We start from the raw sequence: 18,690 nt of genomic DNA, 5'->3' as shown, positions 1-18,690 counted from the left end.
AAACATTATGGTGTATTCCAAACAACGCAATACCAATCATGATACTATAGCTTCTATGTATGACTTGAAAGGTCTAGAGCATCATGACATTACATTAAATTGCATAGATAGATTAATTCTAAAAAATATTCCCAAAGGATCGCACATTTTTGACCTTGGTTGCGGTACAGGGCAAATTGCACAACGATTACTGAAAAGAGGGTATCAAGTAACAGGACTTGATAGTTCTGAAGGAATGCTTAAGGTTGCAAGGGAGAATGCACCCGATGGTAAATTTATTTTAGATGATGCCCGATTTTTTAAATTGCCACCAACTTTCTATGCAGCTATTTCGACAGATGTTGTCCTCAACTATATCCTCAGGATTGAGGAATTGAAAGATGCATTACAAAATGTTTATAATGCTCTGCTAGAAAATGGTATCTTTGCCTTTGAATTGTATCTGGAAGAATTGTGTGAACTAGATTGGAAAAATAGTGATACTGGTGGTTGCGTAAAAGATAATAACGTCTGGGTAGATATTTGGAGTTACGATACAGAAAAGAAAATTGGTCGAAAAGATACTACTAGATTCCAATTAATAAATGGTCTTTGGCAACGATCGGATAGGAGTTTTTTCTTAAAAGCTTATTCAACAACAGAGGTTAAATCGGCTCTAGAAGAGGTAGGATTTACAGGAATTACCATATACGATATAAATCGTGATTTGGGAGTAGAACGAGGGTCTGATACTGCCGTCTTTGTTTGTCATAAACCGTTAAGTGAGTAGATAATATGCCAAATAAAATAACTCAGGGTTTTCGGCTTTCTCCTCAACAAAAGCGTCTTTGGTCATTACAGCAGCATAGTTTAGCTTACTTTACTCAATGTGCCCTTCTTATTGAAGGTAATATCAAACCAGAAGCATTAAAAGCTGCTTTAGAGCAAGTCGTTATTCGACATGGGATTCTGCATACAACTTTTCACTACCTACCTGGAATGAAAATTCCTGTGATGGTTTTAGGAAACAGGAATATTCTATCGTGGCGTGACATTGATCTGAGTGATTGCGAACCAAAAGAACTCTCAAGGCAAATAGAATATTTTTTCCAAGAAGCACGAAGTCTTTCTCTCGATTTTGAGCAAGGATCACTGTTGCATGTATCTCTACTGAGGCTATCAGTAAATAAGTACATTTTACTTATCAGTCTGCCTTCACTTTGTGCTGATGCATGGGCACTAAAAAATTTGGTAACTGAAATCAGCAATTCCTATTCTGTTTGTTTCCAAGAAAAAACAGTATCAGAAGAAGTTGTACAATATATACAATTTTCTGAATGGCAGAATCAATTACTCGAAGATGAAGATGCAGAATCAGCTAAGAAATACTGGGATGAGCAAAAGATTTCGACACTTGCCTCTTTAAAGTTACCTTTTGAGAACAAACTATTACAGCCATCTAAGTTTGAAGTAGACTGTTATCGCTTAGATATTACCTCTAACATAAAAGTCGAGATTGCCACTTTAGCTCAAAAGTATAATACTTCCGTTGCTGTCGTTTTACTAGCTTGCTGGCAAACGCTGATTTGGCGACTTACAAGACAGCCAGATATCATCATCGGTATGGCTAGCGATCGCCGCGATTATGAAGAACTACATAACTTACTAGGACTTGTTGCTACTTGGTTGCCAATTAAAACTTATTTGACATCAGATTTACGTTTTAAAGAAGTTGTAGAACTAGCCGATCGGACTATAGAAGCTAGTGCAGAATGGCAAGATTATTTTGTGCCAGAACCAATAGAAAATCATCAACTGGCTTTTCCCATCGGTTTCGAGTTTGAACAGCTACCAGAAGAACTCGTTGCTGGCGATGTATCATTTTCTCTGGAGCAATATTACAGTTGTATTGAACAGTTTAAAATCAAACTTAGTTGTAATCAACGCCAGCATTATTTAACTACAGAATTTTACTACGATATCAATTATTTCTCAGCCGATGCTATTGAACGCATAGCCAGACAATTTCAAACTTTATTAACTAGTGTAACTGCTCATCCAGAAGAGAAAATTAGCCAATTAGAGATTCTCAGTCCAAGCGATCGCCAACAATTGTTAGTCGAATTTAACCAAACATATCTTGACAATATACAACATAAATGCATTCATCAACTATTTGAAGCACAAGTACAAAAAACACCGAATAAAATTGCCGTTGTCTTTGAAAACCAGCAATTAACCTATGCACAGTTGAATAGCAAAGCCAATCAACTTGCCGACTATTTACAGCAGCAAGGAGTCAAGCCGGAAGTTTTAGTAGGGCTTTGCACAGAGCGATCGCTATTGATGATTATTGGACTTTTGGGCATCCTCAAAGCTGGTGGAGCCTATTTACCGCTAGATCCAACTTTAACCAAAGATGGAATTGCTGGCCGATTGCAGAATACCCAAATACCAGTAATCTTGACACAACAGCGATTAGTAAATGCCCTACCAACGCATACAGCACAGATAGTCTGCTTAGACACAGATTGGGATACCATTGCTCAACACAAAGATGAAAATCTCAGCAGTGAAGTTACGACTGAGAATTTAGCTTATGTTTTATTCACCTCCGGCTCTACTGGTAAACCAAAAGGAGTAGCGATTGAACACCAACAACTTCTAAATTACCTTAACGGAATTACCCAGAGGTTAGACTTATCAACCACAACCAATTTTGCCACTGTTTCTACCTTAGCCGCAGACTTAGGTAATACTGGCATCTTTGCTGCGCTTTGCACTGGTGGATGTCTGCATGTGTTGTCTGCCGAGTGTGCTACTGACTCAGCAGCCTTGGCAAAATACTGCCGCACACATCCTATCGACTGTCTGAAAATTGTCCCTTCTCACCTTGCCACTCTTCTGGCTGCTGCACCATCCGATTCCATCTTGCCCCGCCAGCAATTAATTCTGGGTGGCGAAGCTGCAAATTGGCAACTGATTGAACAGATTCAGCAGCAAGTACCATCTAGTTTAATCTTCAATCACTATGGCCCTACAGAAGCCACGGTGGGGGTTACTACCTTCGCAGTTGAGCAGCAAATTAATCATACACAGACAGTACCCCTTGGTCGTCCACTTGCCAATACGCAGATTTATCTACTGGATGAGCAACTGCAACCAGTACCCGTTGGCGTACCGGGTGAATTGTACATCGGCGGTGCGGGATTAGCTAGGGGTTATCTGAATCAATCTGATTTAACAGCAGCACAGTTTATTCCCAATCCTTTTGCAGATACGGGATTGATTGCTTCTAAGCCAGGTTCACGATTATACAAAACTGGTGACTTAGCCCGCTACTTACCCGACGGTAATATTGAGTTTCTTGGACGAGTCGATCACCAAGTAAAAATTAGAGGCTTCCGCATTGAACTAGGAGAAATTGAAACTACACTGTGTCAACACCCGCAAGTGCAGCAGGCTGTAGCTTCTATCCGAGAAGAGGAGTTTGGCAACAAATCCTTGGTGGCTTATGTTGTTCCTAAGCAACAGCAAACACTCAGTGTTAGCGAACTGTATAGATTTCTGAGGGAGAAACTGCCAGAATACATGATGCCTGCAACTTTCATTATGTTAAAAGCTTTGCCACTAACACCCAATGGCAAAGTGAACCGTAGAGAACTCCCAGAATCAAATGGCGATCGCCCAGAATTGGCAGCAACTTATGAGCCACCACAAACTGAGATAGAGCAAACTATTGCTAATATCTGGCAACAGATGCTTCATGTTGAAAAGGTGGGCATTTACGATAACTTCTTCGATCTTGGTGGTCATTCATTACTTCTTGTGCAAATTCACGCCAAACTACGAGAACTTTTGCACACAGATATATCAGTAATTAACCTATTTGAATATCCAACCATCAACTCATTAGCTAAATATTTAATACAAAAACCAACTGAAATATCCTCTTTTGAGGAAAGCACTGAGCGTGCTGAGAGCCGCACTGCTTCTAGACAGTCAAGAGCGCAATATAGATAAATTTTTATAAAAACGACTGAAACCTTAACACTAATGAAAAATGACAATCTCCAACAAAATCAAATAGGCGACTTAGACATAGCTATTATTGGTATGTCTGGACGGTTTCCTCAAGCTAAAAATTTAGATATCTTTTGGCAAAATTTACAAAAAGGTTTGGAATCAATTTCCTTTTTCTCAAACCAGGAACTGGAGGCTTTAGGGGTAGATCCAACTACACTAAACGATCCCAATTATGTCAAAGCAAATGCTGTACTGGAAGATATAGAATTATTTGATGCTTCATTCTTTGATTACTCTCCCAAAACAGCAGAAATAATAGATCCACAGCATCGTCTGTTTTTGGAAACAGCATGGGAAGCTTTGGAAAGTGCTGGTTATGATTCTAAAACCTATAAAGGTCGGATTAGTGTTTACGGTAGTGCCAGTATTAGTAGCTACTTTTTATTTAATCTTTTTTCTAACAGTGAACTGATAAAATTAGTTGGTCTTGACCAAATTAGACATCATAATCGTACAGATAATCTAACTACAAGAGTTGCTTATAAATTAGACCTGAAGGGGTCAGCTATCACTATTCAAACTGGGTGTTCTAGTTCCTTAGTCGCGGTTCATTTAGCATGTCAAAGTTTAATAGATCGTGAATGCGATTTAGTCTTAGCAGGTGGAGTTTCTGTAACTACCTTACAAAAGACCGGCTATTCTTATCAAGAAGGGGGAATTTTATCTCCCGATGGACATTGCCGCGCCTTTGATGCCAAGGCACAAGGGACTGTTGGTGGCAATGGTGTCGGTATAGTAATTTTAAAACGATTAGCAGATGCGATCGCAGATGGAGATTATATTCATGCTGTAATTAAAGGTTCAGCCATTAATAATGATGGTTCAGCCAAAATTGGCTATACAGCTCCCAGTATCGATGGTCAAGCCAAGGTGATTGCAGAGGCTCTTGCCATCAGCAGAATCGAACCAGATATGGTCAGTTATGTAGAAGCTCATGGCACCGGCACAGTTTTAGGAGATCCGATTGAAATTGCAGCACTAACTAAATCTTTTCGTGCCAGAACTCAAAAAAAGAATTTCTGTGCCATTGGTTCGGTAAAGACGAATATCGGACACCTAGATACCGCATCTGGTGTTGCTAGTTTAATCAAAACTGTTCTCGCACTCAAACACAAGCAGATACCACCCAGTTTGCACTTTGAGCAGCCCAATCCCCAGATTGATTTTGCAAACAACCCCTTTTACGTTAACGATAAGCTGTCAGAATGGAAGTCGAACGGACACCCTAGACGCGCAGGAGTCAGTTCTTTCGGCATTGGTGGCACTAATGCTCATGTGATTCTAGAAGAAGCCCCGGTGAGAGAGCAGGGGGAGCATACTTCGACTACGCTCAGTAACCGGGGGAGGCAGGGGAGGAAATATCAGCTGTTAGTTCTTTCTGCTAAAACAGAATCAGCATTACAGGCAGCTACAGCAAATCTGGCTAATCACCTCAAACAGCATCCTGATTTAAACTTAGCTGATGTTGCTTACACTCTGGGGATAGGCCGTCGAGCTTTTGTTCATCGTCGAATGGTAGTTTGTCAAGATATTGAGGATGCAATCAAAGTTTTAGAGGCAAAAGACCCGCAACGAGTTCTCACCCACTATCAAGAACCAGGTGAGTTAGAGGTTGTGTTTATGTTTCCTGGTCAGGGGTCGCAGTCTGTAGCGATGGGTCGAGAATTATACCAAACTGAGCCAATTTTCCGGGAACAGGTTGATGATTGCTGCGAACAACTCAAACATATATTAGAGCTAGACTTACGGACTATTCTGTATCCCTGCGAAGAACAGACGCAATGGGCGACAGAACAGTTGACCCAAACTCATATCACCCAGCCGGCGCTATTCGTGGTTGAATATGCCCTAGCACAGTTGTGGTTGGCTAAGGGAGTGTGCCCTAGTGCAATGATTGGTCATAGCATAGGAGAATACGTCGCCGCTTGTTTAGCTGGGGTATTTTCTCTAGAAGATGCATTGATGCTAGTTGCCAAGCGTGGGCAATTGATGCAGCAACTACCTTCAGGAGCAATGCTAGCTGTGGCGCTACCGGAGAGAAAAGTTATACCTATACTAGGTGCTAAACTCTGCATAGCAGCAATCAACGCACCAGAACGTTGTGTAGTTTCAGGATTAAGTTCAGAGATAGAAGATTTGCAAAACTGCTTAACTCAGCAAGGGGTTGACTGTCGTCTTCTTCGTACCTCCCATGCCTTTCATTCTCAAATGATGGACTCAATCATTGAGCCATTTAAGAGTTTGCTAGCAAAAGTCAATCTTAATCCACCAAAAATCCCATTTTTATCTAACGTAACTGGCACTTGGATTACTACAAAAGAAGCAACAGATAACAGTTATTGGGTTAAACATTTGCGGTCATCAGTACGCTTTGCCGATGGCATTAGTGAATTGTGCAAACAGCCAAATCGGATTTTTTTAGAAGTTGGGTTTGGTTGCACTTTAAGTACTTTAACTAAGCAACAGTCGCAGGGACAATTGGTGCTTTGCTCCATAGGTCATCCTCATAATCAACAATCTGATGTTGCATTCTTGCTGAATACTTTGGGAAATTTGTGGTTGTACGGTATACAAGTTGATTGGTCAAGTTTGTATGCTCATGAAAAACGTTATCGGCTACCTTTACCAACTTACCCATTTGAGCGTAAAAGATACTGGGTTGAGTCTACTAAAGTTAATGAGTTGAATCAATTACAGAATAAACAGATTAATCATCTGGAAGATGAATCACAAGATTTATTTTTTGATTCTCATCAAAACAACATCCTTAAACTAGGTAGTAGAGGTGAAAAATATGATAATTTTCTTCAAAAGATCGTCAACAAACAAATTGCTGTTATGTTTCAGCAGTTAGATATCTTAGAAAAAGATATGTAGCAATTATATATATGCTAATAGCATCAAGAAAAAAGCAAATATTTTATAAATTTATTTAGGACTGCTATAGCAATATTATCTTATTTATAGAAATTATTTTTTAACGTAGACGCAGAGCGCCTTGCCGCAGGCTACCGCAGAGACGCAGAGTACACAGAGAGAAGAATAACGAGAGGTTTCACGAATGATTTAGAACTGCTATATATAAATGCATTCAGTAATAAATAAGTTTTTGAAAAATATTATGAAGAAAGATTTGCAATATCAGAAATTAGTATTAAGCCTCAAGGACATTGTTAGTGAGTCATTGGGAGTCAAGTCATCTGCAATAGATATTCATACTCGTTTTCTAGAAATGGGTGTTGACTCTCTGATATTGCTGCAAATAAACCGTGCCATTCAAAAACAGTTAAGTATTAATATTCCTTTTCGTTTATTACTTGAAGATTTATCAACAATTCATGCCTTAGTAACGCACATAGTGCAAGAAATACCTCCAGAAGATATCAAGGAATCAAGGCTAGCTGTTAAGGCTTCAGATACACAAGAGTTTGAGCAAGAAAATGAAAAATCTGTAACAGGTACAATACTGGAACAGGTAATAGAACAGCAGCTTCAGCTAATGTCTAAACAGCTAGATATTTTGCAAAAAGCAGGTTCATCTAAGAAAAGATTACCTTTACAAGCAGCAATACCATCTGCTCCTGTTCAGGATAAATCTGGTTTTCAAGAAAGTCCATCATCGATTCAAGCTAAGTTTAATCAACAACTCATAAACCAAATAATTGAGCCTCAAATTCCGGCAAATATCCAACAGCTTGACTCAGAATCAAAGACTCTGTTAACTCCTCATCAACAAAAACATTTAGATTATTTAATTGCACGTTTTGTTAAGCGTACTTCAGAATCTAAGCGACTCTCGCAAACTTACCGTTCTTACCATGCTAATAGCAGGGCGGTAACAGGGTTCCTGCCCTCAATTAAAGAGATGTTATATCCCATCCACGGACAGCGTGGAGAGGGAGCCACGCTTTGGGATGTTGATGGCAACGAATACGTAGACATTTCTATGGGGTTTGGTGCGCTTTTATTTGGTCATTCGCCTTCGTTTGTCATTGATGCGATTCAAGAACAAATAAACCAAGGTATACTGCACGGCCCACAATCGCGTCTTGCCGGTCAGGTTGCGGAGTTAATTTGTCAACTAACAGGCGCAGAACGGGCAGCTTTTTGTAACGATGGTTCAGAAGCCGTGATGGGAGCAATACGCCTAGCACGCGCTACTACAGGACGCTCCAAGATTGCTTTATTTACTGGCTCTTATCACGGTATCTATGATGGGATATTGGTGCGAGGAGTCACAACTAGCGAAGGAACGCGGCGTTCTATCCCTAGAGCTATAGGTATTCCATCTTACATTGCTGATGATGTTATTGTACTCGACTATGGCCAACCTGAATCCTTAGAGATTCTCAAAACTCATGCTCACGAACTGGCAGCAGTATTGGTAGAGCCGATACAAAGTAGTCGGCCAGATTTGCAACCCAAAGAGTTTTTGCTCCAGCTCAGACAACTAACTCAAGCAACAGGAACCGTATTAATTTTTGATGAAGTGATTACCGGCTTTCGGATGCACCCAGGTGGAATTCAAGGATTATGGGATATTCAAGCAGATTTGACTACTTATGGGAAAACTGTTGCTGCTGGGATGCCAATTGGGGTGATAGCTGGCAAAGCAGCTTTGATGGATACGCTTGATGGTGGGATGTGGAACTATGGAGATGAATCTTATCCTCAAGCAGAAACCACCATGTTTGCGGGTACTTTTTTCAAACATCCTTTGGTAATGGCTGCGGCTTGGGCTGCACTCAACCATATTAAGAATAGTGGCCCGAAGTTACAGCAAGAGTTATCTCAAAAAACAGCGAAATTAGCCCAAACTATTAATAGTTACTTCGAAAAAAGACAAGTTCCTATTCAAGTAGTTCATTTTGGTTCGTTGTTTCGTTTTATAGGCTCATCTCCTCTCAAGTTTAATCAGTTGTTTTTCTACCATCTGCTAGAAAAAGGCGTTTATGTCTGGGAAGGACGCACCTTTTATCTTTCTACGGCTCATACTGATGCAGATATTGAACATATAATTCGAGCAGTTAAAGAAAGCGTAGTAGAAATGCAACAAGGGGAATTATTACCATCTGCCCCAATTTTAACAACGCTCAAAATTCCTCTGACGGCAGCACAAAAAGAATTGTGGTTTTTAGCACAAATGGGAGATGAGGTTTCCCGCGCCTATAACGAATCGAGAACTATCCACCTACGGGGAACTTGCAATTTATTGGCAGTACGTAAAGCGGTTCAGGAAATTATCAATCGTCACGAAGCGCTGCGAACTACTTTTAGCCCAGAGGGGGATGAGCAATTGATTCATTCCACTTTAACTATAGACATTCCTGTGAGCGACTTTTCAACTTTAGATAAAAGTCAACGAGAAGCACAGCTATCGGAATTGTTAGCACGAGAAGCTCAACAAATTTTCCATCTGGAAAAAGGGCCATTACTAGGCTGCCACATAGTTAAGCTGGAGGAAAATTATCATCTTGTGGTTCTGACGAATCATCACATTGTTGCTGATGGTTGGTCGATTGGTATTTTGTTACAAGAACTAGCAGCAATTTATTCAGCACAGTGCCAAGGTATTGCTAGTCAACTTCTGCAACCGATGAAATGGAGTGAGTATGCTCTGTGGCAAGTAGAAAGGCAGCAGAGTCCAGAGATGGCAAAAGCTGAAGCTTATTGGTTAGGTCAATTTTCGAGTTCAGTGCCTGTGTTGGAATTGCCAACTGACCGTCCTCGACCACCAATCTTTTCTTACACTGGTGCGCGAGAAAATCTCATCCTTGATCCAACATTGTATAACGCTCTAAAAAATTTAAGCGGACAACGTGGTTATACTTTATTTACGATTCTTTTAACAGCATTTATAACTTTATTGCAAAGATTGACGAATCAACAAGATATCGTTGTTGGTATTGCTTCAGCCGGACAATCTGCGATCGCAGGAGAATCTCTTGTTGGTCACTGTGTTAATCTATTGCCTATACGTAGCCAAGTTATTGGCAACCCAGGATTCACAGAGTATTTGAGCGCAATCCAGCAGGTATTGCTAGATGCTTACGAGTATCAAATTTATCCATTTATTAAACTAATTGAAAATTTAAAGTTACCGCGAGATCCTAGCCGTACCCCTCTCTTTACCACCGGGTTTAATCTGGACAAAGCTCAATTTGAGTCAAAGTCGTTAAAGCAAGAATTTGAGGTTGCTAAAAATTCTACCAGTGCTACTAAGTTTGATCTTAATTTAAATATTTTTCAGACAGATAATGAACTACTAATAGAACTGGAATATAATACCGATCTATTTGACTGCCAGACAATTCAGCGTTGGAGCAAACATTACGTAACTTTACTAGAAGGTATTGTTGCTAATCCAGAGCAGCCCCTTGCACAATTGCCTGTGTTGACGAAAACAGAACAACAACAGTTGTTGGTGGAATGGAATAATACTCAAACTGACTATTCTGGGGAGTATTGTATCCATGAGTTATTTGAAGTTCAAGTGGAGCGATCGCCCGATGCCATTGCCGTAATCTTTGAAGACCAACAGTTAACATACCGGGAACTGAACCAGCGAGCTAATCAGCTGGCGCATTATTTGCGTTCAGCGAAGCTGTCGCGTAGCAATTCGCTCGGCGTAGGCCCAGAAGTACTGGTGGGAATTTTTATGGATCGCTCAATAGATATGGTTGTGAGTATCTTGGGAATTCTCAAAGCTGGTGGGGCTTACGTCCCTCTAGATCCTACCTATCCCAAGGAGCGTCTAGCCTTCATGCTGTCAGATGCCCAGGTTTCGGTATTGTTAACCGAGGATAAATTTCTCGAAGGTTTACCTGAGCATCAGGCGCAGGTGGTTTGCTTAAACCAAAACAGTGAGGCTTGGTGTCAAGAAAGGGTAGATAATCCGGTTAGGGAGGTAACTACAAATAATTTAGCTTATGTAATTTACACCTCCGGCTCTACTGGTAAACCCAAAGGCGTTTTAGTCAATCATCAGAACGTTATTCGGCTCTTTACCGCCACACAGTCATGGTTTAACTTTAGCGATCGCGATGTGTGGACAAATTTTCACTCTTATGGATTTGACTTCTCAGTTTGGGAAATTTGGGGATCTCTTCTCTATGGGGGACGGCTGGTAGTTGTTCCTTACTGGATTAGCAGGTCGCCAGAGGCTTTCTACAACTTGTTATGCACTCAGCAGGTAACGGTACTCAATCAAACTCCATCGGCCTTCCGGCAACTAATGAATGCAGAGGAGGAAGCGGCAGGTAAAACTGGAACGCTGGCTCTGCGTCTTGTGATTTTTGGGGGTGAGACCCTGGAACTTGATAGCTTGCAGCCTTGGTTTGAGCGCCACGGCGATGGCTCACAACTAGTCAATATGTACGGTATTACAGAAACGACTGTACACGTAACCTATCGCCCCATAAATATAGCGGATTTAAATCAAAGAAATGGTAGCCTAATTGGGCATCGTATTCCTGACTTGCAAATATACTTATTAGATTCACAACGGCAACCAGTTCCAATTGGGGTTGCTGGTGAACTTTACATTGGTGGTGCGGGTGTAACTCGTGGTTATCTCAATCGCCCAGAATTAACTGCTGAACGGTTCATTGTCAACCCCTTTAGCGAAGTAACTGATGCTTATTTATACAAATCTGGCGATCTGGCCCGTTACTTGCCCAATGGCGAACTTGAGTACTTAGGACGCATTGACCACCAAGTTAAAATTCGAGGTTTCCGCATTGAGTTAGGAGAGATTGAGACGGCACTGAGAAAACATCAGGCAGTCCGAGAAGTAATAGTCCAGGCTGTTGAAGAAAGTCATGGTGAGAAGCGTTTAGTAGGCTATGTAGTCCTGGATGATAAACAGGCTGTTACCATCGGTGATTTACAGCGATTCCTGAAAGAAAAGCTACCAGAATATATGGTGCCTTCTGCCTTTATCTTCCTCCCTGCTCTGCCGCTAACGCCCAACGGCAAGTTGGATCGGCGATCGCTACCTGCACCAGAAACTATCCGCCCAAATTTGTCAGATGCTTATGTCATGCCCCAAACTGAGATGGAACAAACTATCGCTACTATTTGGCAAAAGGCTCTCAATATCGAGAAGATAGGCATTCACGACAACTTCTTTGAACTGGGTGGTCATTCATTACTTATGGTTAAGGTTCATAGCAAGTTACGTGAAATATTTCAAACAGATTTATCGATGATCGATATGTTTAGATATCCAACCATAAGCTCTTTAGCAGAATGCTTTACCACAATCAAAAATCACACATTATCTCTTCAGAAAACTGATGTAAAAATTGAGAAGATTAAAGATGGAAAAGCTCAACAGCAAAAACGTCTGCAAAAACTAAAGTCAATTACTAAAAGTCTAGGAGTTAAGGAATAATCCTTCATAAACTCCAGCAAATACTAGCTTAAGTTTATTCGCAAATACTAAAGGATTTAAAGAATCATGAATGATTCAATAGCATCTACTCCTAAAACAGGTTCAGAAATAGCGATTATTGGTATAGCAGGAAAATTTCCTGGAGCCAAAAATACTGATGAGTTTTGGCAAAATCTCCAAAGAGGTGTAGAGTCAATATCTGTTTTTACTGATGAAGAACTATTAGCTTCTGGGATAGATGCAGCAACACTCAAGAACCCAAAGTTTGTCAAAGCACGAGCTGTATTAGAAGATGTAGAACTTTTTGATGCTTCATTCTTTGGCTTCAATCCTAGAGAAGCGGACATTACCGATCCACAACATCGTCTATTTTTAGAATGTGCATATATTGCCCTTGAAGATGCTGGCTATGACTCAGAAAATTATCAAGGTTCTATTGGAGTTTACGCCGGAGCTAGCTTCAGTGGCTACTTACTCAATGTTTATTTAAACGAAGATATTATTAAATCTATAGATTATCACCAACTAGCGATCGCAGGTGACAAAGACTATTTAACTACCCGCGTTTCTTACAAACTTAATTTAGAGGGGCCAAGTTACACTGTTCAAACCGCCTGCTCAACTTCATTGGTGGCTGTGCATTTAGCTGCTCAAAGCTTACTCAATGGAGAATGTGATATGGCTTTGGCAGGTGGCGTTTCCATAAATTCTTCTGGAAAAACTGGCTATCTTTACAAAGAAGGGGGAATTGGTTCTCCCGACGGACATTGCCGCGCCTTTGATGCTCAAGCACAGGGAACTGTTGGTGGTGAAGGTGTAGGCATTGTGGTTTTGAAGAGATTAGACGATGCTCTAGCAGATGGAGATACCATCCATGCCATCATTAAAGGTTCGGCTGTCAATAACGATGGATCTTTCAAAGTTAGTTACACAGCACCGCGTATAGATGGTCAAGCCAAGGTGATTAGAACTGCTCAAGTTGTTGCCGAGGTTGAACCTGAAACGATTACCTACATTGAAGCTCATGGTACAGGAACATCACTAGGAGATCCCATTGAAATCGCGGCGTTAACACAAGCTTTTCGAGCTACCACTGAGAAAAAAGGCTTTTGCGCCATTGGTTCGGTGAAAACCAACATTGGACATTTAGACGCTGCTGCTGGGGTAACAGGTCTGATCAAAACCGTCCTAGCCCTGAAACATCAACAAATACCACCTAGTCTGCACTTTCAGCAACCTAATCCGCAAATTGATTTTGCCAATAGTCCTTTTTACGTTAATACCACGCTTACCGAATGGACAACAAACGGCATTCCTCGCCGTGCCGGAGTTAGTTCTTTTGGAATTGGTGGGACTAATGCCCATGTGATTTTGGAAGAAGCGCCTGCAAAGGAGCAGGGGAGCAGGGGAGCAGGGGAGCAGGGGAGAAAATATCATCTGTTGGTTCTTTCAGCGAAAACAGAATCTGCATTAGAAACAGCTACGGCGAACCTGGCTAATCACCTTAAACAGCATCCCAATCTCAACTTAGCTGATGTGGCTCATACCCTTGGTATCGGTCGTCGAGCTTTCGACCATCGCCGGATAGTAGTATGCCAAGATATGAACGATGCGGTAAAGGTGCTGTCTACTTCAGATTCACAAAGAGTTTTCACCCACTACCAGCAACCTTGCCATCGTCCTGTGGTGTTTATGTTTTCCGGGCAAGGAACACAGTACGTGAATATGGCTAGAGAACTCTACGGGAGTGAGCCAATTTTTACACTTACAGTTGATAGTTGCTGTGAACTGCTGCAACCACATCTAGGTTTTGATCTACGCCATGTATTGTATCCAGACGAGGCACAGAACGCAAAAGCAACGCTGGAACTCCAACAAACATCTGTTGCCCAGCCAGCACTATTTGTCATTGAATACGCCCTAGCTCAATTGTGGATGGCATGGGGTGTACAGCCAGAGGCAATGATTGGTCACAGTATCGGCGAGTATGTAGCTGCCACTTTAGCAGGAGTTTTCTCTCTGGAAGATGCCCTAATGCTAGTTGCCATTCGAGGACGACTGATACAGCAACTTCCTACTGGTGAAATGCTCTCTGTCCAACTTCCCGAACAAGAAGTACAACCTCTGCTAGATAGCCAACTATCTTTAGCCGCAAGCAATGGGCCTTCTTACTGCGTGGTTTCTGGTGCAACTGAAGCAATTAATAGATTGCAACAACAACTAGAGGCCAAAGGTGTAGCTTGTCGAAAGTTGCACACTTCTCATGCCTTTCATTCTCAGATGATGGAGCCAATTCTCCAGCCATTTACACAGCAGTTACAAAAACTCCAACTTCATCCCCCAACAATTGAGTTTGTGTCTAACGTCAGTGGCACTTGGATTACTGTAGCCCAAGCAACAGACCCCAACTATTGGGTAAAGCACTTACGGCAGACAGTGCGCTTTAGTGAAGGGATGACTGAGTTGTTCAAAATACAGGAGCGCATCTTTTTAGAGGTTGGGCCTGGAAGGACTTTAAGTACCTTTGCCAAGCAACATCACCAGGAAAAACTGGTGGTATTAACCTCAATCCGGCATCCACAGGAGCAACAGTCAGATGTCGCATTTTTACTCAACTCTTTGGGGCAACTCTGGCTTTTTGGTGTCAAAGTAGACTGGTCTGGTTTTTATGCTAACGAGCAACGCCATCATATTCCTTTGCCGACTTATCCATTTGAACGCCAACGTTATTGGATTGAACTACAAAAACAGCCACATCTAGGAGGACAATCTCAACCAAAAGCAACCGCAACTGAGTTAGGTAAATCTCTTGTAGAAGTTTGTAGAGTAAAGGCTCGTGCTAGCATCGCTACACTAGACGCGCCAACTTATTTGCTGAACAAACAGTATTTGGATCGTTTGTGTACTGCTTACATAAACCTTGCTCTCCAGCGTTTAGGTGCTTTTAACAACTCTAATGAACAGTATTCTTCTAAAGAGTTGTGTGAGCAATTTCAGATTATTCCTCGCTATCGACAATTGTTGTATCGCTTTTTAGATGTACTAGTAGAGCAAGGCCACTTAAAACAAGAAAAGGATTTATTTACAAATCTTGTTCCCTGTTCCATCGACTCTATTAATACTCTGGTAGAAGAAGTCAAAATCAGATACGTAGATACACTTCATGAGCTAAATATAGTCCGGGAATGTGGCGAGAATCTACCAAATGTACTCATTGGTGAAAAAGAACCCTTAGAGTTGTTCTTTGCGGTCAAAGACCACAAACCAAAACCAGAAGCAAATTCAGAATTGCCTCTGAATACCCATTTACAAGGGATTATACGAACAGGTATGGAACAGGTGGTAAAGTCATTACCATCTGACGTTAACCTGAGAATTCTAGAAATTGGTGGTGGACAGGGTATTGCCACGGCAGAATTGCTACCTGTGTTGCCATCGGAACGAACTAACTACACTTTTACAGATGTCGGTGGTTTGTTTTTGAATCAAGCTAAACAGCAGTTTAGCGCTTATCCATTTGTTGAATATCATTTTTTAGATATCGAAAAACCGCCAACTGCACAAGGGTTCAACAGCCACAGCTTTGATGTGGTGGTAGCTGTTAATGTGTTGCACGTAACCCAGAACATAACAAAAACCCTAGAGCATGTGCGATCGCTATTGGCTCCTGGAGGATTCCTGCTATTGTGGGAGATAACTCAACCACAATTAAACTTTGATATCACTGATGGTCTGTTGATGAATCCCTTAGAGGATGAAGGACGCAACCGTGGTAATCCATTTTTGTCACAGGAGCAATGGCAGGATGCACTACGTTCTCATGGGTTTGTTGAGGTAGCAGCTGTCTCTGAAACTGAAGCTTTCGGCGAACAAATTTTAGTGGCTCAGACTGCTGTATCGGTAACTGACTCAGCACCTACAGCATTTACAGTCACAAAGCAAAAAGCCCCTAAAGAGCAATACCAAGACTTATTAAGTAAAAAGCCAGATATTGCTGACTGGTTTTACATCCCTTCTTGGAAACGCACCATGCCGCCACAGCCTTTTCAACCCGGATTTGGGATAACTCAACCAGGATGCTGGTTAGTGTTTGTGGATGAGTTTGGCTTGGGTGAAAGGTTGGTAAAACAACTAGTGCTTGAGAACCAAGATGTTATTACCGTTAAAGTTGGAGAGCAATTTCAACAGAGTAGCGAATATTCTCAATACACATATACGATTAACCCTGAAAAAGAGGATGACTACAACACCTTACTCAAAGGACTTCGGACTTTGGGTAAAATCCCAAGAAGGATTGTTCATCTGTGGAGTGTGACATCAAATAGTTACACCAACTCAGCAATTGAAGCTTTAGGCTGGTCGAGCTTATTGTTTTTGGGACAGGCGATGTCTGACGACAAGGCGCTGCGCGTCTACGCAGAAAATAATCAAACAGATGCTGTAGAAATTGCCATTGTCTCCAACAATTTGCAGGAAGTTACAGGTTCAGAAATGCTGTGTCCAGAAAAGGCATTAGTTCTTGGAGCTTGCAAGGTTATGCCATTAGAGTATGCAAATATAAACTGTCGCAGTATTGATGTTGTAATTCCTGAATCAGAAAGTGGAGAAGAACAACTCATCAAAGCGCTAATAGCAGAACTTACAACCTATACATCTGACCAAGTTATTGCTTATCGTGGACGTAATCGCTGGGTACAAGATTTTGAACCTGTTCAATTACATGGAACCGTTGCGGGAAATCTCCTCCGAGAACAAGGTGTATATTTAATCACTGGCGGATTAGGAGGTGTTGGTCTACTGCTGGCAGAATATCTAGCCCAAACCGTACAAGCAAAACTGATCTTACTAGGTCGTTCAGCCTTTCCTGACCAAGATAAGTGGTCTGAGTGGTTATCTACTCACGATCGGCACGACAGCATCAGCCAAAAGATCCAAAAATTGCAGGCGATGAAAACATTAGGTGCAGAGGTAATGGTAGTCAGCACAGATGTTACCAACCTTGAACAGATGTCAGCAGTGCTTAAAAAAGCCAATCAGCGATTTGGTGAGATTCATGGAGTAATTCATGCAGCCGCAGTTTACGGCGGAGGAATGATGCAACTCGCCACAAAAGAAACTGTAGCAAGTGCCATAGCACCAAAAGTACAAGGAACACGAGTACTTGAAACTTTATTCCAAGAAAGCAAGCTAGATTTCTTTGTACTGTGTTCATCCCTAAGTTCCTTTGCTGGCACATCTGGAATGGTAGATTATACTGCTGCAAATGCCTTCCTTGACTCATTTGCTCAATACAGTGCTGCTAAATATGGAACATGGAAATTCATTAAGTCTATTAACTGGGATAGATGGAACAACGTAGGAATGGCGGTTCCTGTCGAAGCACGGCATCAGCAAATCACAGGAAAAGAGTTGATAGCAGGAATGACCGCTTTTGAGGGTATAGAGGCATTTAAACGTATTTTGTGCAGTAGTACAGTTCCTCAAGTTATTATCTCAACACAAGATTTTCTCAGCTTGATTAAGCCAAAGGAATCTGTTGAGTCCTTGGAGGAAAAATTAGCCCAGTTGAGCCAATATAAATCAACTCACCCCCGCCCTAATTTGGCGAATACTTATGTTGCTCCTAATAACGAAATCGAGCGAAACCTTGCCGACATTTGGCAACAAATTTTAGGTATTGAAAAAGTAGGCATTCATGACAACTTCTTTGAGTTAGGAGGAGACTCTTTATTTGCTACTCAATTAGTTTCTCAACTGTGCAAAGTTTTCCAAATAGAACTTTCTTACAAAGGCTTCTTTAACGGCCCGACTGTAGCTGATTTGGCTGAAGTTATTGTCCAAAAAATGGCCGAGCAAACAAACTCAGAGGAATTAGCTAAAGCCCTAGCAGATATTGAACAACTATCAGAAAATGAGGTATATGCAATAATTACTTCGCAAAATTAAGTAGTGTTTTGGTTTCTCTGAATTAATAAATACTTGTTAAATATGTATAACTGCGTAAATAATTAAAGGTTAGTGGTGAGGGCTAAAGCCCTAGTTTGTTCATGTAGGATCTCAGAAACAGGGCGGGAACCGCCCACCAGAAACTAATTTCAAGATTTTTTACATTAGTTAACATAATTTGAATTATTCTCACCGACTTACTTAACTCTGCTATCGATTTTTTACAAACCTAAACGGATAGACGTTGAAATGGACTTTTTAGATATAATTTTGTTGAGAAAATT

Annotated in this window: 4 protein-coding genes and 1 pseudogene; all 5 read left to right on the top strand. The window is 41.2% G+C overall.

The genetic code is table 11. The annotated features are described in order from the left end of the window. The first annotated feature begins 7 nt into the window (after nucleotides 1-7). The 5 genes and pseudogenes from NPUN_RS17365 to NPUN_RS17345 all read left to right on the top strand — a co-directional run bounded on the left by NPUN_RS17365 (nucleotide 8) and on the right by NPUN_RS17345 (nucleotide 18,406). Nucleotides 8-769, top strand: coding sequence for a class I SAM-dependent DNA methyltransferase (locus NPUN_RS17365; RefSeq protein WP_012409819.1), 762 nt, complete (start codon nucleotides 8-10; stop codon nucleotides 767-769). A 5-nt stretch (nucleotides 770-774) separates the two neighbouring features. Continuing rightward, nucleotides 775-4,002: a non-ribosomal peptide synthetase gene (locus tag NPUN_RS17360; RefSeq protein WP_012409818.1), complete on the top strand. Its 3,228-nt coding sequence runs from the start codon at nucleotides 775-777 to the stop codon at nucleotides 4,000-4,002. A 33-nt stretch (nucleotides 4,003-4,035) separates the two neighbouring features. Beyond that, a pseudogene (locus tag NPUN_RS17355) lies at nucleotides 4,036-6,744 on the top strand (type I polyketide synthase); the annotation flags it as partial. A 442-nt stretch (nucleotides 6,745-7,186) separates the two neighbouring features. Next, nucleotides 7,187-12,460, top strand: a complete 5,274-nt coding sequence (locus NPUN_RS17350) for a non-ribosomal peptide synthetase (protein WP_167315644.1) — start codon at nucleotides 7,187-7,189, stop codon at nucleotides 12,458-12,460. A gap of 66 nt (nucleotides 12,461-12,526) precedes the next feature. Further along, a complete protein-coding gene (locus NPUN_RS17345) occupies nucleotides 12,527-18,406 on the top strand; it encodes a type I polyketide synthase (protein WP_012409815.1) in 5,880 nt (1,959 codons plus the stop codon). The last annotated feature ends 284 nt before the right edge of the window (nucleotides 18,407-18,690 follow it).

It is taken from the genome of Nostoc punctiforme PCC 73102, from assembly GCF_000020025.1.
Classification (GTDB): Bacteria; Cyanobacteriota; Cyanobacteriia; order Cyanobacteriales; family Nostocaceae; genus Nostoc; species Nostoc punctiforme.
The sequence above is the reverse complement of the archived record's forward strand: the minus strand, read 5'-3'. Positions and strand labels throughout refer to the sequence as shown.

Bases quoted from the DNA above. Each gene is read 5' to 3' on its own strand.
- NPUN_RS17350 (WP_167315644.1), top strand. From the start codon at position 7,187: ATGAAGAAAGATTTGCAATATCAGAAATTAGTATTAAGCCTCAAGGAC.
- NPUN_RS17345 (WP_012409815.1), top strand. From the start codon at position 12,527: ATGAATGATTCAATAGCATCTACTCCTAAAACAGGTTCAGAAATAGCG.
- NPUN_RS17365 (WP_012409819.1), top strand. From the start codon at position 8: ATGGTGTATTCCAAACAACGCAATACCAATCATGATACTATAGCTTCT.
- NPUN_RS17360 (WP_012409818.1), top strand. From the start codon at position 775: ATGCCAAATAAAATAACTCAGGGTTTTCGGCTTTCTCCTCAACAAAAG.